General features: G+C 60.7%; 19 protein-coding genes. 15 read left to right on the top strand and 4 right to left on the bottom strand.

The features are described 5' to 3' along the window. Positions 1-48: 48 nt before the first annotated feature. A complete protein-coding gene (ompR, locus tag E3O56_RS15410; RefSeq protein ID WP_003187669.1) occupies positions 49-789 on the bottom strand; it encodes a two-component system response regulator OmpR in 741 nt (246 codons plus the stop codon). A 357-nt stretch (positions 790-1,146) separates the two neighbouring features. Here ompR and E3O56_RS15415 point away from each other — a divergent pair, with 357 nt between their 5' ends. From E3O56_RS15415 to tauD, 7 genes are all read left to right on the top strand, one after another. Continuing rightward, positions 1,147-3,471 (top strand): Tex family protein, encoded by a 2,325-nt coding sequence (locus E3O56_RS15415; protein WP_054896653.1) that lies wholly within the window; start codon positions 1,147-1,149, stop codon positions 3,469-3,471. Beyond that, complete coding sequence (locus E3O56_RS15420; RefSeq protein ID WP_050549370.1) at positions 3,471-3,854, top strand: PaaI family thioesterase; 384 nt, start codon at positions 3,471-3,473, stop codon at positions 3,852-3,854. Before E3O56_RS15415 ends, E3O56_RS15420 begins: the two co-directional genes overlap by 1 nt. A gap of 214 nt (positions 3,855-4,068) precedes the next feature. Next, on the top strand, positions 4,069-5,652 hold the full coding sequence (gene gshA / locus E3O56_RS15425) for a glutamate--cysteine ligase (RefSeq protein WP_248128497.1): 1,584 nt from the start codon (positions 4,069-4,071) through the stop codon (positions 5,650-5,652). A gap of 190 nt (positions 5,653-5,842) precedes the next feature. Beyond that, positions 5,843-6,820 (top strand): taurine ABC transporter substrate-binding protein, encoded by a 978-nt coding sequence (tauA, locus tag E3O56_RS15430; RefSeq protein ID WP_248128498.1) that lies wholly within the window; start codon positions 5,843-5,845, stop codon positions 6,818-6,820. Positions 6,821-6,838: 18 nt separating this feature from the next. Then, positions 6,839-7,618 (top strand): taurine ABC transporter ATP-binding subunit, encoded by a 780-nt coding sequence (tauB, locus tag E3O56_RS15435; protein ID WP_003187659.1) that lies wholly within the window; start codon positions 6,839-6,841, stop codon positions 7,616-7,618. Further along, positions 7,615-8,451, top strand: a complete 837-nt coding sequence (gene tauC, locus E3O56_RS15440; protein WP_078820031.1) for a taurine ABC transporter permease TauC — start codon at positions 7,615-7,617, stop codon at positions 8,449-8,451. Before tauB ends, tauC begins: the two co-directional genes overlap by 4 nt. Positions 8,452-8,465: 14 nt before the next feature. Then, a complete protein-coding gene (tauD, locus tag E3O56_RS15445; protein ID WP_216090593.1) occupies positions 8,466-9,302 on the top strand; it encodes a taurine dioxygenase in 837 nt (278 codons plus the stop codon). Positions 9,303-9,462: 160 nt separating this feature from the next. Here the strand turns inward: tauD and mgrA are convergent, their stop codons facing one another. From mgrA to epsC, 3 genes are all read right to left on the bottom strand, one after another. Further along, positions 9,463-10,500 carry an L-glyceraldehyde 3-phosphate reductase gene (mgrA, locus tag E3O56_RS15450; RefSeq protein WP_103733990.1) on the bottom strand — a complete coding sequence of 346 codons (1,038 nt, stop codon included), beginning with the start codon at positions 10,498-10,500 and terminating at the stop codon, positions 9,463-9,465. Between the two features lie 126 nt (positions 10,501-10,626). Continuing rightward, positions 10,627-12,588 carry a choline transporter BetT gene (gene betT, locus E3O56_RS15455; RefSeq protein WP_164366000.1) on the bottom strand — a complete coding sequence of 654 codons (1,962 nt, stop codon included), beginning with the start codon at positions 12,586-12,588 and terminating at the stop codon, positions 10,627-10,629. Between the two features lie 339 nt (positions 12,589-12,927). Beyond that, positions 12,928-13,854: a serine O-acetyltransferase EpsC gene (gene epsC / locus E3O56_RS15460; protein ID WP_103733991.1), complete on the bottom strand. Its 927-nt coding sequence runs from the start codon at positions 13,852-13,854 to the stop codon at positions 12,928-12,930. Positions 13,855-14,021: 167 nt separating this feature from the next. On the opposite strand from epsC, the gene E3O56_RS15465 reads away from it, so the two are divergent. The 8 genes from E3O56_RS15465 (at position 14,022) to E3O56_RS15500 (ending at position 22,580) form a co-directional block, all read left to right on the top strand. After that, entirely contained in the window at positions 14,022-15,017 is a 996-nt protein-coding gene (locus tag E3O56_RS15465; protein ID WP_032878418.1) for a D-cysteine desulfhydrase, read from the top strand. 172 nt (positions 15,018-15,189) lie between these two features. Further along, on the top strand, positions 15,190-15,984 hold the full coding sequence (gene tcyJ, locus E3O56_RS15470) for a cystine ABC transporter substrate-binding protein (protein WP_103733992.1): 795 nt from the start codon (positions 15,190-15,192) through the stop codon (positions 15,982-15,984). Then, positions 15,984-16,649 carry a cystine ABC transporter permease gene (tcyL, locus tag E3O56_RS15475; RefSeq protein ID WP_032878420.1) on the top strand — a complete coding sequence of 222 codons (666 nt, stop codon included), beginning with the start codon at positions 15,984-15,986 and terminating at the stop codon, positions 16,647-16,649. Before tcyJ ends, tcyL begins: the two co-directional genes overlap by 1 nt. Positions 16,650-16,652: 3 nt before the next feature. Next, the gene (tcyN, locus tag E3O56_RS15480) at positions 16,653-17,399 is read left to right on the top strand and encodes an L-cystine ABC transporter ATP-binding protein TcyN (RefSeq protein ID WP_005783788.1); all 747 of its coding nucleotides are present in this window, start codon (positions 16,653-16,655) and stop codon (positions 17,397-17,399) included. Between the two features lie 371 nt (positions 17,400-17,770). Next, complete coding sequence (locus tag E3O56_RS15485) at positions 17,771-18,565, top strand: hypothetical protein (protein ID WP_103733993.1); 795 nt, start codon at positions 17,771-17,773, stop codon at positions 18,563-18,565. A gap of 187 nt (positions 18,566-18,752) precedes the next feature. Continuing rightward, positions 18,753-19,994, top strand: coding sequence for an SfnB family sulfur acquisition oxidoreductase (locus E3O56_RS15490; RefSeq protein WP_032803216.1), 1,242 nt, complete (start codon positions 18,753-18,755; stop codon positions 19,992-19,994). 40 nt (positions 19,995-20,034) lie between these two features. Further along, positions 20,035-21,228, top strand: coding sequence for an SfnB family sulfur acquisition oxidoreductase (locus tag E3O56_RS15495; RefSeq protein ID WP_005783783.1), 1,194 nt, complete (start codon positions 20,035-20,037; stop codon positions 21,226-21,228). Beyond that, on the top strand, positions 21,228-22,580 hold the full coding sequence (locus E3O56_RS15500) for an LLM class flavin-dependent oxidoreductase (RefSeq protein WP_248128499.1): 1,353 nt from the start codon (positions 21,228-21,230) through the stop codon (positions 22,578-22,580). The genes E3O56_RS15495 and E3O56_RS15500 overlap by 1 nt, the downstream gene beginning before the upstream one ends. The last annotated feature ends 81 nt before the right edge of the window (positions 22,581-22,661 follow it).

Here is a 22,661-nt window from a genome sequence, read left to right on the forward strand (position 1 = left end):
GACTCTTATGGAGTCAAACGCCGGATACCCGCCCCTGCAAATCATCGGTCACTTGGTTGCGGTACCATCCGGCACAAACACATAACCCACGCCCCACACCGTCTGGATATACCGCGGCTTGGAGGGGTCCGGCTCAATCATCCGGCGCAGTCGGGAAATCTGCACGTCGATGGAGCGCTCCAGGGCGTCCCATTCACGGCCACGGGCCAGGTTCATCAGCTTGTCACGGGTCAGCGGCTGACGGGCGTTCATCACCAGAGCCTTGAGCACCGCAAACTCGCCGGTGGTAAGCATGTGCACTTCTTCGCCACGCTTGAGCTCACGGGTGGCCAACGACAGTTCGTAGTCGCCAAAGGTGACGCTTTCGTCTTCGCTGCCCGGTGCGCCCGGCACGGCCGGTGCCTGGCGACGCAATACGGCCTTGACCCGCGCCATCAGCTCATCAGGGTTGAACGGCTTGGCCAGGTAGTCATCAGCGCCCAGTTCAAGGCCCTTGATGCGGCTCAACTCATCGCCCTTGGCGGTGAGCATGATGATTGGAATCTGGTTGTTGGCACCACGCAGGCGCTTGCAGGCGGTAAGGCCGTCTTCGCCGGGCAGCATCAGATCGAGCACGACCAGGTTGAACACTTCACGCCCCAACAGGCGGTCCATTTGCTCGGTGTTCGGCACCGCGCGGGCACGGTAGCCCTTGGAGTTGAAAAAACGCTCCAGCAGGCTGCTCAGCCCCGGATCGTCATCAACGATGAGAATTTTTTCGCCTTCAGCAGTTTGTGCGGTGCTGCTCATTGGATGCTCCTCTTATCTCGGCGCGCATTATGGCGTAGCTGCCGTTATACGCACCGTGTGCATTGTTAGCAGATTTTTCATCTACTGCCAGCGAACCCACGCCCTACAACCTCCGGCGCAGTACCCCCCAATAGCAGAACGCTGGTTATAATGCGGCGCCTCCGTGCAGGGCAACGTCAGATCGTTACCGTTTGCTGCCGGGCTTTTTTTACCCGCTTGTCGTGAATTTTTCGATTTCGAGGGTCAATAGGCAGCCTCTTGACCCAGGCAGCGGCGCCAGTCGGGCCGCTCAACCAGCCTCGCCGGGCCTTGTTTTTACGGGCCGGCGCGCTGATTTTAAGAATTTCAGGTGGTTTTATGGACAGCATCAACAGCCGCATCGCCGAGGAACTCGGTGTACGCCCACAACAGGTCGAAGCGGCCGTCGCTCTACTGGATGAAGGCTCCACGGTGCCTTTCATCGCCCGTTACCGAAAAGAAGTGACCGGCAGCCTCGACGACACTCAACTGCGTCACCTGGAAGAGCGCCTGCGCTACCTGCGAGAACTCGACGAACGGCGTATCAGCATCCTCGCCAGCATCGAGGAACAGGGCAAGTTGACCCCTCAACTGGAGCGCGACATCAAACTCGCGGACACCAAGACCCGCCTCGAAGACCTTTACCTGCCATACAAACAGAAACGTCGTACAAAGGGCCAGATCGCTCTGGAAGCCGGCCTGGGCGATTTGGCCGATGGCCTGTTCAACGACCCATCGTTGACGCCGGAAACCGAAGCCGCTCGCTTCATCGACGCGGAAAAAGGCGTCGCCGACGTCAAGGCTGCCCTCGAAGGCGCCAAGTACATCCTGATGGAGCGTTTCGCCGAAAACGCCAGCCTCCTGGAAAAACTGCGTACCTACTTGAAGCAGGAAGCCATCCTCAGCGCCCGCGTCATCGCCGGCAAAGAGGAGGAAGGCGCCAAATTCCGCGACTACTTCGAACACGACGAGCCGCTCAAAAGCATGCCGTCCCACCGCGCCCTGGCGATTTTCCGCGGCCGTAACGAAGGCATTCTCAGCTCCGCGCTGAAAGTCGGTGACGAACTGCCAGGCACCATGCACCCGTGCGAAGGCATGATCGGTCAACAATTCGGCATCCAGAACCAGAATCGCCCTGCGGACAAGTGGCTCGGTGAAGTCGTGCGCTGGACCTGGAAGGTCAAGCTCTACACCCACCTGGAAACCGACCTGCTGGGCGAGTTGCGCGACGGCGCCGAAACCGAAGCGATCAACGTGTTCGCCCACAACCTGCACGACCTGCTGCTGGCCGCACCGGCCGGCCCGCGTGCCACCCTGGGCCTCGACCCGGGCCTGCGCACCGGTTGCAAGGTCGCTGTGGTCGATGCCACCGGCAAGCTGCTGGACCACGCCACCGTGTACCCGCACGTTCCGCACAACAAGTGGGACCAGACCCTGGCGATCCTTGCCGCCCTGTGCGCCAAGCACGCGGTAGATCTGATCGCCATCGGCAACGGCACTGCCAGCCGCGAAACCGATAAGCTGGCCGCTGAGCTGATCAAAAAATACCCAGCCATGAAGATGACCAAGGTCATGGTCTCCGAGGCGGGTGCTTCGGTGTACTCGGCTTCGGAGCTGGCGTCCAAGGAGTTCCCGGACCTCGACGTGTCGATCCGTGGCGCCGTCTCCATCGCCCGTCGCCTGCAAGACCCGCTGGCCGAGTTGGTGAAGATCGACCCCAAATCCATCGGCGTCGGCCAGTACCAGCACGACGTGTCGCAGCTTAAACTGGCACGCGGCCTGGATGCGGTGGTGGAAGACTGCGTAAACGCCGTGGGCGTAGACGTGAACACCGCTTCAGTAGCGCTGCTGGCGCGAATCTCGGGCCTCAACGCGACCCTGGCGCAGAACATCGTCAGCCATCGCGACGAAAATGGTGCGTTCAAAACCCGTGCTGCGCTGAAAAAAGTCGCACGCCTGGGTGAAAAAACCTTTGAACAAGCGGCCGGCTTCCTACGCGTGATGAATGGCGATAACCCGCTCGACGCCTCGGCGGTTCACCCGGAAGCCTACCCGCTGGTGCAACGCATTGCCGCCGAGACCGACCGTGATATCCGCTCGCTGATCGGCGACGCCGCCTTCCTCAAGCGTCTGGATCCAAAGAAGTACACCGACGAAACCTTCGGTGTGCCGACCATCACCGACATCCTGCAAGAGCTGGAAAAACCTGGCCGCGACCCACGTCCCGAGTTCAAGACCGCCGAGTTCCAAGACGGCGTCGAAGACCTCAAGGACCTGCAACCGGGCATGATCCTCGAAGGTGTAGTGACCAACGTGACCAACTTTGGCGCCTTTGTGGATATTGGCGTGCATCAGGACGGTTTGGTGCATATCTCCGCGCTTTCGGAGAAGTTCATCAAGGACCCGCGTGAAGCGGTCAAAGCCGGTGACGTGGTCAAGGTCAAGGTCATGGAAGTCGATATCCCGCGTAAACGCGTGGGCCTGTCGATGCGCATGAGCGATACCCCGGGCGAGAAGATCGACGGTGCTCGTGGCGCTCGCCCAGGTTCGGCACCGCGCCAGTCGCAGAACAACGCGCCGCGCAAGGAAACTACGACTGCCGCGCCGAGCAACAACGCCATGGCATCGCTGTTCGCCAATGCCAAACAGTTGAAGAAGCGTTGATGGAAATCCCGGCGGGTTTGACCCAGAGCGCGTTCAGCGAGCTGATCGGCTGCCGCCTGCAACGCCTGGATGAAGGCGTTGCCGAGGTGGCCCTGACCCTGGAGCCGCACCTGCGCAACCGTGCAGGCAAGCTCCATGGCGGGGCGATTTTCAGCCTGGTGGACATCACGATGGGCCTGGCCTGTTCCAGCGCCCATGGTTTCGACCAGCAGAGCGCCACCATCGAATGCAAGATCAATTATATTCGCGCCGTCGAAGACGGTGACGTGCTGTGCACCAGCCGGGTAATTCACGCCGGCCGGCGCACGTTGGTGGTCGAAGCCGACGTGTACCAGGGCGAAAGACTTGTCGCAAAAGCGCAGGGCACGTTCGCTGTCCTATAGCTCCCTACCCTCGATTTGAGTTAATTTCGGCGCTGCGATAACAGCGTCGGAATTTTCTCGCTGCGCTGTAGCCCAATTCATGGAGTGAAGTCGGCATTTTCAGAGCGGGTCAAATCGACTCAGAACCAGGCGATCACGCCAGTTTCCACTTCACCCTTGTAGACCGTCCTGCCCACCCCCATATTGGGGCGACTGACGCGTGAAGGAATCCAACTTGAGCGAACTTCTCAACCGCCGCCTGGCCCTGCTCGGCAAGCGCGAACACCTCTCCCTGCTAGAGCAGTGCTTGCACGGCATCGAGCGCGAATGCCTGCGCGTCACCAGCGAGGGTCGCCTGGCGCAAACGCCGCACCCTGAAGCCCTGGGCGCTGCGTTGACCAACGAACAGATCACCACTGACTATTCGGAATCGCTGCTGGAGTTCATCACCCCAGCCCTGCCCAACCCGGCCGAGACCCTGGGCAGCCTGGACAAGATCCATCGCTTTGCCTACTCCAAGCTGGGCAGCGAATACCTGTGGAGCCCCTCGATGCCGTGCCCGTTACCGGCCGAGGAAGATATTCCGATCGCCTACTACGGCACCTCCAATATCGGCCAGCTCAAGTACGTGTACCGCAAGGGCCTGGCCCTGCGCTACGGCAAGACCATGCAGTGCATTGCCGGCATCCATTACAACTTTTCGCTGCCGGAACAGCTGTGGCCGTTGCTCAAGGAAGCCGAAGGCTTTGTCGGTACCGACCGTGACTATCAGTCCACGGCCTATATCGCGCTGATCCGTAATTTCCGTCGCTACAGCTGGCTGTTGATGTACCTCTTTGGTGCCTCGCCAGCCCTGGACGCCGGTTTCCTGCGCGGCCGCTCGCACCAGCTTGAAGTCCTGGATGCCGACACCCTGTACCTGCCCTACGCCACGAGCCTGCGCATGAGCGACCTGGGTTACCAGAGCAACGCCCAGGCTGGCCTGACGCCTTGCTACAACGACCTGGCCAGCTACACCGACAGCCTGCGCGAAGCGGTGGCAACGCCCTACGCGCCGTATGTTGAAGTCGGCACGCACAAGGATGGCGAGTGGGTGCAGCTCAACACCAACATCCTGCAGATCGAAAACGAGTACTACTCCAACATCCGTCCCAAACGCGTGACCTACACCGGCGAGCGGCCGATCCAGGCGCTGATGGCCCGCGGTATCCAGTACATCGAAGTACGCTGCCTGGATATCAACCCGTTCCTGCCGATGGGGATCGACTTGCCGGAGTCGCGATTCCTCGACGCATTCCTGCTGTATTGCGCGCTGAACGACAGCCCGCTGTTCGCCAACAACGAGTGCGGCAACGCCACCTCCAACTTCCTCAGCGTGGTCAAGGAAGGTCGGCGTCCGGGCCTGCAATTGCAACGTGACGGCCAGCCGGTGGACATGAAGGAATGGGCTGCGCAGTTGCTGGAGAAGATTGCACCGTTGGCTGCCTTGCTCGACGAGAGCCAGGGCATGACCGAACACAGTGAAGCGCTGGATGCCCAACTGGCCAAGGTCAAGGACCCGTCCCTGACGCCGTCGGCCCAGGTGTTGGCGGCCATGGCTGAACGCAAGGAAAGCTTTGCGCAGTTCTCTCTGCATCAAAGCGAAGTACATGCCGAATACTTCCGCAAGGAGCCTTTGGCGCCTGAGGAACAAGCGCACTTTGAAGAATTGGCCCGTGTGTCGCTGGCGCAACAGGCGGAGCTTGAGCAGAACGAGGTGGGCGATTTCGATGTGTTTGTCGGGTCGTACCAGGCCAGCATCCTCGCCATCAGCAACTAACCGGAGCTCTACTCAGTTCCAATGTGGGAGAGGGCTTGCTCCCTCCCACATTTGGTCATCACCGGTACAAAGATTTGCTTCAACCTTTCTACTCATAAGCTAATTCGAAAAGGTTATTTATTTTCGAGTTCTTAGATCATTTAGTCTCCTCACACGCCGACTCTCGGCCGCCTGATTGAGGAGCTTCCCCTTGAAACTGCTGACCCCTCTGCGCTTGCTGGCCGCGTTGTCCCTGGCCGGTGCCAGTCTGTTTGCCCAGGCGGCGGACGTGACTATCGCTTACCAGACCACCGTCGACCCGGCAAAAGTCGCCCAGGCTGACGGGGCCTATGAAAAAGCTACCAACGCCAAAATCGACTGGCGCAAATTCGACAATGGCACCGACATCATCGCCGCCATTGCCTCCGGCGACGTGCAGATCGGCTACCTCGGTTCCAGCCCGCTGACCGCCGCGGTAACCCGCAAAGTCCCAGTAGAAACCTTCCTCGTCGCCACCCAGATCGGCGGGGCCGAAGCCCTGGTGGCGCGCAACGGATCGGGGATCAACAGCCCGCAGGACCTGATCGGCAAAAAGATCGCCGTGCCCTTCGTCTCCACCGGCCACTACAGCCTGCTTGCCGCGCTGAAACACTGGAACATCGACCCGGCCAAAGTCACCATTCTCAACCTGGCGCCTCCGGCCATCATCGCCGCGTGGAAGCGCGGTGATATCGACGCCACCTACGTGTGGGACCCGGCTCTGGGCGTAGCCAAGGAAAACGGCAAGGTGCTGATCACCTCCGGCGAACTGGCCAAGTTCGGCGCGCCAACATTCGATGCCTGGATCGTGCGCAAGGATTTTGCCGAGAAGCACCCGGACATCGTCACCGCCTTCGCCAAGGTCACCCTGGATGCCTACGCAGCCTACCGCAAAGACCCACAAGCCTGGCTCGCCGACACCGGCAACGTCGACAAACTGGTGAAACTCTCCGGCGCCAAGGCCAGCGATATTCCCTTGCTGCTGCAAGGCAACGTCTACCCGCTGGCCGCTGACCAGGTGACCCTGCTGGGCGCGCCGACCACCAAGGCAGTCACCGACACTGCTGTGTTCCTCAAGGAACAAGGCAAGGTCGATGCCGTACTGCCCGACTACGCCCCTTACGTCAGCGCCAAGTTCATTTCTAACTGATCCAAGGAGTTCATCGCGATGGCCTTGCTACAGCTGGAGCGCATCAGCGCACAGTACCCAGGCGCCCCGGAACCGGTACTGTCCGATATTTCACTGGAGCTTGGGCCCCAGCAGCTGCTGGTTGCCCTGGGCCCGTCCGGCAGTGGCAAGACATCGCTGTTGAACCTGATTGCCGGTTTCGTCGAGCCTTCTGCCGGGCGTATCACCCTCGACGGTGTGCCGGTCAAAGGGCCCAGCGCCGAACGCGGTGTGGTGTTCCAAGACGACGCCCTGTTGCCCTGGCAGGACGTGCTGGCCAACGTCGCCTTCGGCCTGGAACTGGCCGGCGTGCCCAAGGCGCAGCGCGACGTACGCGCCCGCGAAATGCTCGCGCTGGTGGACCTGGCCGGTTTCGACAGCCGGCGCATCTGGCAACTCTCCGGCGGCCAGAAGCAACGCGTTGGCCTCGCCCGCGCCCTGGCGGCCGACCCTCGCGTATTACTGATGGACGAACCCTTCGGTGCGCTGGACGCCTTCACCCGCGAACAAATGCAGGAGTTGCTGCTGCAAGTGTGGCGGCGCACGGCCAAGCCGGTGTTCCTGATTACCCATGACATTGAAGAAGCGGTGTTCCTGGCCACGGACCTGATCCTGCTGGCGCCCAACCCCGGCCAGATCGTCGAACGTCTGCAGCTGGATTTCGGCCAACGTTACGCCGCCGGTGAATCAGCCCGCGCAATCAAGTCCGACCCGCGCTTTATCGAAACCCGCGAGCACGTGCTGGGCAAAGTGTTCTCCCAACGGCAGGTGTACGCATGAGCAGCTACGAACTTCCCGCCACCGCCAGCAAGCCGGTGGCACCCGCCGTTATCCCGTTACGCCGCAGCCTGAGCACACGCTGGATCAGCGTACTGACCCTGGTCGCTCTGCTTGCCTTGTGGTGGGCGGTGACCGCCACCGGTTTGATCGAACCTTTGTTCCTGCCGCCACCGTCCGCCGTGTTGCAAAAAGGTTGGCTGCTGGCGACCACCGGCTACATGGATTCCACCTTGTGGCAGCACCTGGGCGCGAGCCTGAGCCGCATCGGCCTGGGCCTGGGTTTTGCAGTGCTGACCGCCGTGCCGGTGGGGATTGCCATCGGTGCCAACCGCATTGCCCGAGGCATTTTCGATCCGTTGATCGAGTTCTACCGGCCGATTCCGCCGCTGGCCTACCTGCCGCTGATCGTGATCTGGTGCGGCATTGGCGAGCTGTCCAAGGTGCTGCTGATTTACTTGGCGATTTTCGCCCCGATCGCCATCGCCACCGCAACCGGGGTGCGCACCGTCGACCCGGCCAAGCTGCGAGCTGCGCAGTCGTTGGGCGCCACCCGTGCGCAACTGATTCGCCATGTGATCCTGCCCAGCGCCCTGCCCGATATCCTCACCGGTGTGCGTATCGGCCTGGGTGTGGGCTGGTCGACCCTGGTCGCCGCCGAGTTGATTGCCGCCACCAGCGGCCTGGGTTTCATGGTGCAGTCGGCGGCGCAGTTTCTGGTCACCGATGTGGTGGTGCTGGGGATCCTGGTGATCGCCCTGATCGCCTTCGCCATGGAAATGGGCCTGCGCGCCCTGCAGCGTAAATTAGTGCCCTGGCATGGCCAGGCACACTGAGTGAAGAATCTACAATGAGCAGCCTGACCGTTACCCCATTAAGTACCGCCCTGGGCGCCCAGATCAGTGGCGTCGACATCACTCAGCCGCTGGCCCCTGAACAGCGCGACGCCATTGAACAGGCGTTGCTCGACTATTCGGTGCTGTTCTTCCGTGATCAGCCAATCACCCCGCAACAACAGGCACGGTTCGCGGCCAATTTTGGCGACCTGCACATCCACCCGATCTACCCCAACGTGCCGGAACAGCCCGAAGTGCTGATCCTCGACACCGCGGTCACCGACGTGCGTGACAACGCCGTTTGGCACACCGACGTGACCTTTCTGCCCACGCCTGCCCTGGGCGCTGTGCTCAGCGCCAAGCTGCTGCCAGCGTTCGGCGGCGATACGCTGTGGGCCAGTGGTATTGCGGCGTATGAGGCGCTTTCCGAACCGTTGAAGGTATTGCTCAACGGGCTCACCGCCACCCACGATTTCACCAAATCTTTTCCGCTGGAGCGTTTTGGCAATACCGCCGAAGACTTGCTGCGTTGGGAGCAAACTCGCCGCAAGAACCCACCGTTGTCGCATCCGGTGGTGCGTACCCATCCCGTCAGTGGGCGCAAATCGCTGTTCGTCAGCGACGGTTTCACCACCCGAATCAATGAACTGGAAGCGGCCGAAAGCGAGGCCATTCTCAAGCTGCTGTTCGCCCACGCCACCCGCCCGGAATTCACCATCCGCTGGCGCTGGCAAGAGAATGACGTGGCGTTCTGGGATAACCGCGTGACCCAGCATTACGCCGTGGATGACTACCGGCCACAGCGGCGGGTGATGCACCGGGCTACGATTCTTGGGGATGTGCCGTTCTAGTCGCCACACCGAAAACCAAATGTGGGAGGGGCGGTTCGACGATTCGACTTGCTCCCGATGGCGGTGGTTCAGTCAGCTCATCCGTAGCTGACCCACTGCTATCGGGAGCAAGTCGAATCGTCGCACCGCCCCTCCCACATTTTTGACCCAGTTGTGTCAGTTATTCAGCGGTGGATGGCTTTTCCCACAGGTTGATCCCGCCTTCCTGCGCAAACCGATCAATCTGCGCCAGTTCCTCAGCACTGAAGCTCAAGTTCTGCAACGCCCCGACGTTCTCGATGATCTGCTCCGGCCGGCTCGCGCCGATCAGCGCGCTGGTCACCCGTGGATCACGCAGGGTCCAGGCCAGCGCCAATTGCGCGAGGCTCTGGCCGCGACGCTGGGCGATTTCATTCAGGCCGCGTACATGGGCAATGTTGGCCTCGGACAGGTGCTGGGCCTGCAACGAACCGCCACCCGGACGATTGACCCGTGCATCGGCCGGTATGCCATTGAGGTACTTGTCGGTGAGCAAACCCTGGGCCAGCGGCGTGAAGGCGATCACCCCAGCGCCAAGTTCTTCGGTGGTGTCGAGCAGGTCCTTTTCCACCCAGCGGTTGAGCAGGTTGTAAGCCGGTTGGTGAATCAACAGCGGCACTTTCCACTCTTTGAGCAAGGCTGCGATTTCGCGGGTTTTCACCCCGGAATAGGACGATATACCGATGTACAACGCCTTGCCTTGTTGCACAGCGGTGGCGAGGGCGCTGGCGGTTTCTTCCAGGGGCGTGTCGGGGTCAAAACGGTGGGAGTAGAAAATATCCACGTAGTCGACGCCCAGGCGTTGCAGGCTTTGATCCAGGCTCGCCAGGATGTATTTGCGCGAGCCACCGCCCTGGCCGTAGGGGCCGGGCCACATGTCCCAACCGGCTTTGCTGGAGATGATCAATTCGTCGCGGTAGTGCTTGAAGTCTTCGCGCAGCAAACGGCCGAAATTGATCTCGGCGCTGCCGTAGGGCGGGCCGTAGTTGTTGGCCAGGTCGAAGTGGTTGATACCCAGGTCGAACGCCGTGCGCAGCAAAGCGCGCTGGGTGTCGATCGGGGTGCTGTCGCCAAAGTTGTGCCACAGCCCCAGGGACAGTGCCGGCAGCACCAACCCACTGCGGCCTACGCGGCGATAGGGAATAGATTCATAGCGGTTTTCGGCAGCAATGTACGTCATCGAATCCTCTCTGGACTGAGGGTTGAAAGGCCCGGGAATAAGGTTATTCCCAAGCCTTTTAACCCGCTGAATCGCTTAAGTCTGCCTCTTCCTTTTACAGCAAAGACCTACTTGAGAGGAACGGTATCAGCGCACCAAATGCAGGAACTGCAGATGGCGCTCGTACTGGTCGAGGATGTCGTTGATGATCTGCTCCTTGGTATAGCCCACCAGGTCATAGTCCTGGCTGCCCTCACTCAAGTGCACCTCCGCACGATAGTAACGGCGGTTGTTGATCTCTTTGGAACCCATGCCACCGCGGGCAAACGACGGCGTGAAATAGCCGCGCATCTGCACCTGGTAGATGAACGGATGCTCCTCGCCATGGCCGATTTCCAGGCTGACGCTGTCGTTGGACGGGTCCGGCTGAGTGACTACATTCAGGCCCTTCTCGACAAACACCGCCGTCACTTCTTCGATCGCCGGGCGCACCGTCGATTCAAGGAAGCGGTACACCTCATCACGTGACGGGAAATGCACCGCCTGGCTTAAGCGCTGGCGCCAGCCGCCACGGCCTTTGCGTGAAGCCGATATTGGCGCCAGGGAATGCAACTGCGCGATCTGCTTTTGCGACTCCAGGTAAAACGCCTTGTGCAGCCCCCACATCATCAGCAGCAGAATCAGCGAGAACGGCAGCGAGGTCAGCACCACCGCAGATTTCAACGAATCGATACTGCCGGCGAACAGCAGGGCACTGGTCACCAGTGCTGTCATCGCACCCCAGAACACCCGCAGCCACTTCGGCCCGTCTTCATCAGCGTTGCCGCCTTTGGACGACAGGGTGGACAGCACCACCGTGCCTGAGTCCGCCGAGGTCACAAAGAACACAAAGCTGATAAACACCGTGACCGCAATCACCGTCTTGCTCCACGGGTAGGTTTCCAGCAGCAGGTAGAGGCTCATCGACGGGTCATCGATGGCCGACTGGCCCAGCGCGGCCATGCCATGGTTGAGCACTTGGTCGATGGCGCTGTTACCGAAGATCGACATCCACGCCAGGGTAAAGCCCAGCGGAATCAGCAGCACGCCAAACACGAATTCGCGGATGGTACGGCCACGGGAGATACGCGCAATAAACAGACCTACGAACGGCGACCATGCGATCCACCAGGCCCAGTAGAACACTGTCCAGCCGCCCAGCCAGTCGCTTGGCTTGTCGTAGGCGTACACATCGAAACTCTTGGTCGGCAGCGCGCCCAGGTAGTCCCCGATGTTCTGGATCAAGGTGTTGAGCAGGTGCTGGGTAGGCCCGGCGAATAACACAAACAGCAACAGCGCACAGGCCAGCAGCATGTTGATGTCGGACATCACCCGTACGCCCTTGTCGACGCCGGCTACCGCAACAATGATCGCCGCGCCCATCATCAACGTGATCAGGCCCACCTGGATCCACTGGGTGTGAGCAATGCCAAACAGGTAGTCCAGGCCGGAATTGAGGTGCAACACGCCAAAACCCATGTCAGCGCCCAGGCCGAACACCGTCGCGATGATACCGAAGCCATCCACCGCATAACCGATAGGGCCATTGATGCGCTTGCCGATCAGCGGGTACAGCGCCGAACGCAATGCCAGCGGCAGGTTATGCCGGTAGGCGAAATACGCCAGGGCCATGCCCACGAACGCGAACACACCCCAGCCATGCAGGCCCCAGTGCAGGAACAGCACCTGCATGGCCTGGCGCGCTGCATCAGCGTTCATCGCTTCGCCCTGGGGCGGCTGCACCAGGTGCGTCAACGGCTCCGAGACGCAGAAGAAAAACAGCGTGATGCTGATCCCGGCGGCGAACAACATGCCGGCCCAGGACAGGTAACTGAATTCGGGCTCGTCGTGGTCGGCACCGAGTTTTATCTTGCCGTAGCCCGATAGCGCGGTGACCACCACGAAGACCAGATACAGGGTCATCGCCAGCATGTAGTACCAGCCGACCGTATTGGCCGCCCAGTTTTGCGCCGCCAGCAGCCAGGCTCCGGCCTGTTGCGGGATAGCGATAACCGTGATGCCAAACAGCAGGATGAAGGTGGCGGCAAAGTAGAAAACGGGCGCATTCATGCGCACCATGCCGCTGGAAGGGGTGGACGATGCACTCATGAACGATGCACCTCAAGGTTGCGGGATATGGCTGTAAATAACGGACTCAGCAAAGGTAAGCCTCCTGTTGTGAGCGGGCAGCGAACCACCGGGTTTAACTTGAACGAACATTCAAGTTAAACATGAATAGGCGGTCTGGGACTAATCGCAGGGCTGAGTGGTCGATGATTCCTACACTAGCTCAAGGATTGGTATGACGGATGAAGAAGGCAAATCGTTCAGCGACCCCACGTTGAAATACATACGAAATGTGGGAGCTGGCTTGCCTGCTCCCACACGGGTCGGCGGTTGGCTCAGGTATTACTTCTGCGCCCCATCGTCATGCTGCAAGTTCGCCTGAGTGATATTCGCCCCCGCCGGCACACTGCGGGTCAGCCACACATTACCGCCAATGGTCGAGCCCTGGCCGATGGTGATCCGCCCCAAAATCGTCGCCCCGGCGTAGATCACCACATCATTCTCAACAATGGGGTGGCGCGGATGGCCTTTTTGCAGCTGCCCATCCTCATCGGCTGGGAAGCGCTTGGCGCCCAGTGTCACCGCTTGGTAGATACGCACGCGCTCGCCGATGATCGCCGTTTCGCCAATCACTACGCCAGTCCCGTGATCGATGAAGAAACTCGGGCCAATCTGCGCGCCGGGGTGGATATCAATGCCAGTGGCCGAGTGGGCGATTTCTGCACTGATGCGCGCCAGCAGCGGCAAACCTGCGCGGTACAGGTGGTGGGCCAGGCGATGGTGAATCACCGCCAGGATGCCCGGGTAGCACAGCAGCACTTCATCCACACTGCGTGCAGCCGGGTCGCCGTGGTAGGCGGCCAGTACGTCGGTATCCAACAGGCTGCGCAGAGCCGGCAATGCCAGGGCAAAATCCTGGATCAGCCGAATGGCATGGGCATCCACATCGCTGTCGTCGCCGCCGCCCTGGCGTGCGGCGTAGCGCAACTCCAGGCGCGCCTGGGCGAGCAAGGCGTTGAGCGCCACGTCGAGGGTATGCCCCACGTAGAAGTCTTCGCTTTCTTCACGCAGGTCCACCGGGCCCAGGCGCATGGGAAATAGTGCGCCGCACAAGGCTTCGAGGATTTGCGCCACCGCCTCGCGGGACGGCAATTCACGGCCACCGTGCTCGCCGCTCAAGCGACCGTTGCGCGTTCGCCACTGGTCCCGCGCGCCGCGCAGCTGGCTGACGATGGTCTGCAATTGCCAATGACTGGAACGCTCACTCACGGTATTCACTCCTGACGAAATGGCCATCACTTTACGGTATGCACCCTGGCAGCTCTTAAGAACCAATGGTGTGATCGTAAGAACTATTGTTCATAAGCGATTGACGGTTGCCCGATGAAAAGTGCCTGCCTATAGTCCTCCCCATCATTCAGTCACCGTGCGTAGCCATGATCAAACAACAGCTCGAGCGCTTTAACCGTCTGGAACTACTGGGCGGTGCCACCGCTCTGGAAAAACTTGAACGGCTGTCGGCCTGGCTAGGCAGGGACATTTACGTCAAGCGCGATGACACCACGCCCCTGGCCATGGGTGGCAACAAGCTGCGCAAACTCGAATACCTGGCGGCCGACGCCATTGCCCAGGGCGCCGACACCTTGGTCACCGCCGGCGCGATCCAGTCCAACCACGTCCGCCAGACCGCCGCACTGGCCGCCAAACTCGGCCTGGGCTGCGTTGCTCTGCTGGAAAACCCTACTGGCACCGAAGACGCCAACTACCTGGCCAATGGCAACCGCCTGCTGCTGGAGCTGTTTGACGCCAAAGTGGAACTGGTGGAAAACCTCGACAACGCCGACGCCCAACTCGCCGCCCTCGCCGACCGCCTGCGCAGCAATGGCAAGAAGCCCTACCTGGTGCCTATCGGTGGCTCCAATGCACTCGGCGCTTTGGGTTACGTGCGCGCAGGGCTGGAACTGGCCGCGCAGATTGAAGACAGCGGGATTGAGTTCGCCGCCGTGGTGCTCGCCTCAGGCAGTGCCGGCACGCACAGCGGCCTGGCCCTGGCCTTGAGCGAAGCACTACCGCAGTTGCCGGTGATCGGCATCACCGTGTCGCGCACCGAGCAAGCGCAGTTGCCCAAAGTGCAAAGCCTGGCAGAACGCACTGCCGAGTTGCTCGGAGTGGCTATTCCCGACGCCTTCAAAGTGATCCTGTGGGACGAGTATTTCGGCCCCCGTTATGGCGAACCGAATGCCGGCACACTTTCCGCGATCAAACTTTTGGCCAGCCAGGAAGGTCTGCTGCTGGACCCGGTCTATACCGGCAAGGCCATGGCCGGTTTGCTGGACGGCATCGGGCGCCAGCGGTTTGAAGAGGGGCCGATCATTTTCCTGCATACCGGTGGGGCGCCGGCATTGTTTGCCTATGACTCAGTATTCAATTGATTGAATACGCATATATTCTCAAAAGAAATATAAAATTGTTTTTTTATTATTTTCAAGTCTTAAAAACCCGCTTTATCATCGCGCCGAAGGCGAAGACGCGCTTCGCGCTTTAAGGCAGGATACGACTACTGCGTCACCTGCTTCGCTCACCATAAAAACACAGGGGCTCTTCATGACTATTTCTGTATTGCGTCGCACGCTGCTGGTCAGCACTTTGGGCCTGGCGCTTGGCGCCGGTTGGTTGGGCCAGGCGGTTGCCGGCGAGCAGTTGAACACCATCAAGAAGGCCGGCGAGATCAAGATCGGTCTGGAAGGCACCTACCCACCGTTCAGCTTCGTCGACGAAAGCGGCAAGCTCAGCGGTTTCGAAGTGGAACTGTCCGAAGCACTGGCCAAGGAGCTGGGCGTCAAGGTCAAGCTGCAAGCTACACCGTGGGACGGCATTCTCGCCGCACTGGAATCCAAGCGCCTGGACGCAGTGGTCAACCAGGTGACCATCTCTGAAGAGCGTAAGAAAAAGTACGATTTCTCCAAGCCATACACCGTGTCCGGCATCCAGGCACTGGTGCTGAAAAAGAACGTCGACTCGATCACGAAAGCCGACGACCTGGCCGGTAAAAAGGTCGGCGTGGGCCTGGGCACCAACTACGAACAATGGCTCAAGGACAATCAACCCAAAGCCACTATCAAGACCTACAACGACGACCCAACCAAGTTCCAGGACCTGCGCATCGGCCGTATCGACGCGATCCTGATCGACCGCCTGGCCGCCCTCGAATACGCCAAGAAAGCCCCCGACACTGCCGCTGCCGGCGACGCCTTCTCCCGTCAGGAGTCCGGTATCGCCCTGCGCAAAGGCGAGCCTGAATTGCTCGATGCGGTCAACACGGCCCTCGACAAACTGCGCGCCGACGGCACCTTGAAGAAGCTGTCCGAGAAGTACTTCAACGCTGACGTCACTCAATAATGGAAGCAGGTCTTCAACTCGCGCTGGACTCCGCGCCCTTTCTGCTCAAGGGCGCGTACTACACGGTAATCCTCAGCCTGGGCGGGATGTTTTTCGGCTTGCTGCTGGGCTTCGGCCTGGCCTTGATGCGCCTGTCGCGCTTCAAGTTGCTGAGCTGGACGGCCCGAGTCTACGTGTCGTTCTTTCGCGGTACGCCGTTGCTGGTGCAGCTGTTCCTGATCTACTACGGCTTGCCGCAAGTGGGCATCGAGCTGGATCCGATCCCGGCGGCCATGATCGGCTTTTCGCTGAACATGGCCGCTTATGCGTGTGAAATCCTGCGGGCCGCCATCGCCTCCATCGAGCGTGGCCAGTGGGAAGCCGCCGCCAGTATTGGCATGACCCGCGCGCAAACCCTGCGCCGGGCCATTCTGCCGCAAGCGATGCGCACGGCATTGCCGCCCCTGGGCAACAGCTTCATTTCGCTGGTCAAGGACACTGCGCTGGCCGCCACCATCCAGGTGCCCGAGCTGTTCCGTCAGGCCCAACTGGTATCGGCGCGGACCTTCGAAATTTTCACCATGTATCTGTCCGCAGCCCTGATCTACTGGATCCTGGCGAGCATCCTGGCGCATCTGCAAAATCGTCTGGAAGACCGGGTCAACCGGCATGACCTGGAGTCCTGAAGCATGATCGTGGTTGAAAAACTGACCAAACAATTCAACGGTCAAGTGGTGCTTGACGGCATCGACCTTGAGGTCAAGGAAGGCGAAGTGGTCGCCATCATCGGCCCCAGCGGTTCCGGCAAGACCACCTTCCTGCGCTGCCTGAATTTCCTCGAAGAACCCACCAGCGGCCGCATCAAGGTGGGGGATATCCAGATCGACGGCAGCAAGCCGCTCAACCAGCAACAGGGGCTGGTGCGTCGTCTGCGCCAGCACGTGGGCTTTGTGTTCCAGAACTTCAACCTGTTCCCCCACCGCACTGCGCTGGAAAACGTCATCGAAGGCCCGATTGTGGTCAAGAAGATGCCACGGGAAGCGGCCACCGAACTGGGGCGCAAGCTGTTGGCCAGGGTCGGCCTGGCGGGCAAGGAGGCGTCCTACCCAAGGCGGCTGTCCGGCGGCCAGCAACAGCGTGTGGCGATTGCCCGTGCGTTGGCCATGGAGCCGGAGGTGATTCTGTTCGACGAACCCACCTCGGCTCTCGACCCGGAACTGGTGGGCGAAGTGCTGGCGACCATTCGCAGCCTGGCCGAAGAAAACCGCACCATGGTCATCGTGACCCACGAAATGAGCTTTGCGCGGGACGTAGCCAACCGAGTGATCTTTTTCGACAAGGGCGTGATCGTTGAACAGGGTGAAGCCAAAGCGTTGTTCGCCAACCCCAGGGAAGAACGCACCCGGCAGTTTCTGAGCAAATTCCTCGCCCACTGACCCACCCTCTGTAGGAGCGAGCTTGCTCGCGAAAAACGCCCAGGCAACTCGGTCGATCTGAATCACCGCGTTACCGTTTACGTTCTTCGCGAGCAAGCTCACTCCTACAACGGGTTACCATTTCAGCGCATAAAATACCCCCGCCGTCCCCCCCTTAAAATCCCCCTCCCCGTCAGACCCTTCTGAATATCCTCAAACCCGCCGTTTAGCCTTTTGCCTCCATTGACGCTCCCCGGCCAACCCTCTTATCTAGCGCCTTGAGGATTGGATCCCATCCCGGCTACTGACTGAATCGTTCCTTTCGAATCGCCCTGTGCCTATGCGCCGAAGGTTCGGAACGATGACTGCTGGCTGCAACAAGGAGATTACTTATGACACATACCCAAACCCTGGCCATGCTGCCTGCCCCGAAGCTGCCCCAGGCGGTAGGAAACGGCATCAGCGCCCTGGCCTCCACCCATCTGCAGGTCGACATATCCCCCTACTCGGGCATGGAGGAAGGCGACCTGATCGAACTGTTCTGGAACAACTGCTTTGCCGCCTCGCGCAAGGTGACGGCGTGCAAGATCGGCACGTTCACTCATCTGTGGGTACCGGAAAGCTTCGTGCAGGACGGGCCGGCACGCGTCCACTACCAGGTCCTGCAAATCGGCCATGGCCCGATGCGCTCGGCCGTCGCCCTGGTGCGGGTCAAGACCAACTACCCCGGAGGCCAGCCTGCGCCATGCCTCAACCACGAAAGTGATGAAAACCAGAATCTCGCCCCCGTGGGTTTGCCCGAGACGATCCGCCGCCATGGCGTCAATCGCAACCAGGTTCGGCGCGGCATTCCGCTGACCATCGAACCTTACTTGAACATGAGTGCCGGCGATGCCATCACACTGCGCTGGGGTGATGTGCGCCTGGACCTGCCGAAAATCCAGGACAAAAACGTTGGCCTGGCAGTGCAGGTGTGGGTACCGTCCCAGATCATTGTCGAAGCGGGCGACGACTGCCGATTGGAAGTCACGTACTGCATTCTCGATCGCGTGGGCAATAATTCACGCTGGGCACCGGCCCGCACGCTACGTATCGCCGCTTGCACGCCAGTCGTGCCAACCCCACCTGCCTCGCCCGCGCCGGGCTATCAACCGCGTCGCTTCGGCTCACCCTGTGAACCGGGGTGACAGCCCTTCTATGCATATTCCTAAAAGTTAGTTTATTTAAAGAATTAACACGCTTAGGGTATATGCACCGGACCACCGGACATTCCTGATTTTTCTGTTTTTATTTCATTGAATGCGAGGTCGGTATGGTCAGAATTACCCCGGTGCATAACGCCAGGGCATTGCGTGCAGCCAAGGAGCGGCGCTGATGTCTAACTTGGCTCTAACACCCCCCCAGAGTGATCTGGACGTAGCCCCCCTGTTGTTGCCCGCAACGGTGCTGCGCAACGACGCCCAGGCACTGAGTGCGGCTCATGAGCTGGCCCAGGCTGCGCGCCTGCAGGCCGCTACGCGCGACCAGCAGCGCAAACTGCCGTGGGCGCAACTCGAACAATTCACCCGCAGCGGCCTGGGCAGTATTTCCATTCCCCGCGAATACGGCGGCCCACAGGTGTCGTTTGTGACCCTGGCCGAAGTCTTCGCGATCATCAGCGCAGCCGACCCGGCCCTCGGGCAGATCCCGCAGAACCATTTCGGCATCCTGCACGTGTTGCAGGGCACCGCGACCGAGCGCCAGAAAAAGCAGCTGTTCCAGAGCGTGCTCGACGGTTGGCGCATCGGCAACGGCGGCCCGGAACGCGGTACCAAAAACACGCTGGAGCTCAAGGCACGCCTCACGGCCGAAGGCGATGGGTTCGTGGTCAGCGGCCAGAAGTTCTACTCCACCGGCGCACTATTTGCCCACTGGGTCGCGATAAAGGCATTGAACGATGACGGCAAGCAAGTCATGGCCTTCGTGCGGCGCGGCAGCGAGGGGTTGCGCATCGTCGATGACTGGTCGGGCTTTGGCCAACGCACCACCGCCAGCGGCACCGTGCTGCTCGACCGGGTGGCGGTAGACCCGGAGTTGGTCATCGACAACTGGCGCCTGGGCGAAAGCCCGAATATCCAGGGTGCCGTGTCGCAACTGATCCAGGCAGCCATTGACGCCGGCATCGCCCGTGGTGCCCTCGACGACACTATCGCCTTTGTACGCGAGCGTTCACGCCCCTGGATCGACGCCAAGGTCGAGCGGGCCAGCGATGACCTGTATGTGATCGCCGATATCGGCAAGTTGAAGATCGAACTGCACGCTGCCGAGGCACTGTTGCGCAAGGCCGGTCAGGTGCTGGACCAGGTCAGCGCGGCGCCGATCACCGCGCAGTCCGCCGCGCGCGCCTCGATTGCCGTGGCCGAGGCCAAGGTGCTCACCACCGAAGTGGCATTGCAGGTTACCGAAAAGCTCTTCGAACTGGCCGGCAGCCGCGCCACCCTCGCCGAATTCAACCTTGACCGTCACTGGCGCAACGCGCGGGTGCATACCCTGCACGATCCGGTGCGCTGGAAGTATCACGCCATCGGCGCGTATCGACTGAACGGCACCTTACCTGCTCGTCATTCCTGGATTTAACCGACCAGAACACTTTTTCCACGAGCTTCTGGAGAAACTCATGACCCTTTCTCACCACGTCGCGGTTATCACCAGCGATGAGCAAGCCCTTATCGTCGCCAGCGACCTCGCTGAAGATTTGCGCCGCGACAGCGCCCAGCGCGACCGCGAACGCCGCCTGCCGTGGCCCGAGCTGGACGTGTTTTCGCGCTCCGGCCTGTGGGGTATCACGGTGCCCAAGGCATTCGGCGGCGCGGGCGTATCCAATGTCACCCTGGCCAAGGTGATTGCACTGATTTCCCAGGCCGATGGTTCCTTGGGCCAGATCCCGCAAAATCATTTTTATGCCCTTGAAGTGCTGCGCGTAAACGGCAACCCCGAGCAGCAAAAGCGCCTGTACGCCGAGGTGCTGGCCGGTCAGCGCTTTGGTAACGCCTTGGCGGAACTGGGCACCAAGACCGCCCATGACCGCGTGACCAGCCTCACCCGCGACGGCGACGGTTTTCGCATCAACGGGCGCAAGTTCTACGCCACCGGCGCGATCTATGCCCAACGCATTCCCACCTCGGTGGTGGATGAAAACGGCATCCAGCAACTGGCGTTCGTACCCCGTGACAGCGAGGGCCTGACGGTCATCGACGACTGGAGCGGCTTCGGCCAGCGCACCACTGGCAGCGGCTCAGTGGTATTCGATAACGTGTGGGTCGCAGCGCAGGACGTGATCCCATTCCAGAGCGCCTTCGAACGCCCGACCACCGTGGGCCCCTTGGCGCAGATCCTTCACGCCGCCATCGACACCGGCATCGCCCGCGCAGCGTTTGAAGATGCGTTGCATTTTGTGCGCACCAAGACCCGCCCGTGGATCGATTCCGGCAACGACAAGGCCACCGAAGACCCGCTGACTCTAAAGAGCTTCGGCCACCTGAGCATTCGCTTGCACGCCGCCGAGGCGTTGCTGGAGCGCTCCGGCGAATTCCTCGACCGCGCCCAGGCCGACAGCAATGCCCAGACCGTCGCCGCCGCGTCCATCGCCGTGGCCGAAGTGCGCGCCCTGAGCACCGAGATTTCCCTCGCAGCGGGCAGCACCTTGTTCGAACTGGCCGGCAGCCAGGCGACTTTGGCCGAGCATGGCCTGGACCGCCATTGGCGCAACGCCCGGGTGCACACCCTGCATGATCCGGTGCGCTGGAAATATCATGCGGTAGGCAACTATTACCTCAACGATGAAAACCCGCCGCTGCGGGGGACCATCTGATGAGCAAGAAAAAGATCCTGCTCAATGCCTTCAACATGAACTGCATCGGGCATATCAACCACGGTTTGTGGACTCACCCACGGGACAACTCGACCGAGTACAAGAGCCTCGAATACTGGACCGAATTGGCGCAGATCCTTGAGCGCGGGTTGTTCGATGGTTTGTTTATCGCCGATATCATCGGCGTCTATGACGTGTACCAGAACTCGATTGACGTGCCGCTCAAGGAGTCCATCCAACTACCGGTCAACGACCCGTTGCTGCTGGTCTCGGCCATGGCCGCCGTCACCCGGCACCTTGGCTTCGGCCTTACCGCCAACCTGACCTACGAGCCGCCCTATCTGTTCGCCCGGCGCATGTCCACGCTCGATCACCTGAGCCGTGGCCGCGTCGGCTGGAACATCGTCACCGGCTATCTCGATAGCGCCGCCAAAGCCATGGGCCTCACCGAACAGGTCGAACATGACCGGCGCTACGACCAGGCCGATGAATACCTGGAGGTGTTGTACAAACTCTGGGAAGGCAGCTGGGAAGACGACGCGGTGCTCAACGACCCGCAAACGCGGGTGTATGCGCAACCGGGCAAGGTGCACAAGGTGGAGCACCACGGTGAGTTTTATCAGGTAGAGGGTTATCACCTGTGCGAGCCATCGCCGCAGCGTACGCCAGTGTTGTTCCAGGCCGGCAGTTCCGAGCGCGGGCTGCTGTTCGCCGGGCGCCACGCCGAGTGCGTGTTCATCAGCGGGCAGAACAAGGCCGCGACCAGGCTACAGGTGGACAAGGTGCGCGCCAGCGCAGTGGAGGCTGGGCGCAACCCGGATGACATCAAGGTGTTCATGGGCCTCAACGTGATCGTGGGCGCCACCGAGGAGCTTGCATGGGCCAAGCACGCCGAGTACCTGAGCTATGCCAGTGCGGAAGCCGGTGTGGCGCACTTTTCGGCGTCCACGGCGATTGATTTTTCTACCTACGAACTGGACGAACCGATCCAGTACGTGAAGAGCAACGCGATCCAGTCGGCCACCAAGAACCTGCAAAACAACGACTGGACCCGGCGCAAATTGCTCGAACAGCACGCCCTGGGTGGGCGCTATATCACCTTGGTGGGCTCGCCTGAACAGGTTGCCGATGAGTTGGAATCCTGGATCAGCGAAACCGGGCTGGATGGTTTCAACCTGACGCGCGTTGTGACGCCGGAGAGCTATGTGGATTTCATTGACCTAGTGATACCGGAACTACAACGACGTGGGTCGTACAAGACCGCCTATGAGCAGGGCACCCTGCGGGAAAAAGTTTTCCACGGCACCGCTCGGCTACCCGAACAACACACCGGCGCCACCTACCGTCACTGATCAAAAAATGTGGGAGGGGGCTTGCTCCCTCCCACATTGGATCTCCATTGTTTGTGCCTATACCTTATGACTGGAAATTGA

It is taken from the genome of Pseudomonas sp. W2Aug9 (genome assembly GCF_023127755.1).
In the GTDB taxonomy this organism is placed as follows: Bacteria; Pseudomonadota; Gammaproteobacteria; order Pseudomonadales; family Pseudomonadaceae; genus Aquipseudomonas; species Aquipseudomonas synxantha_A.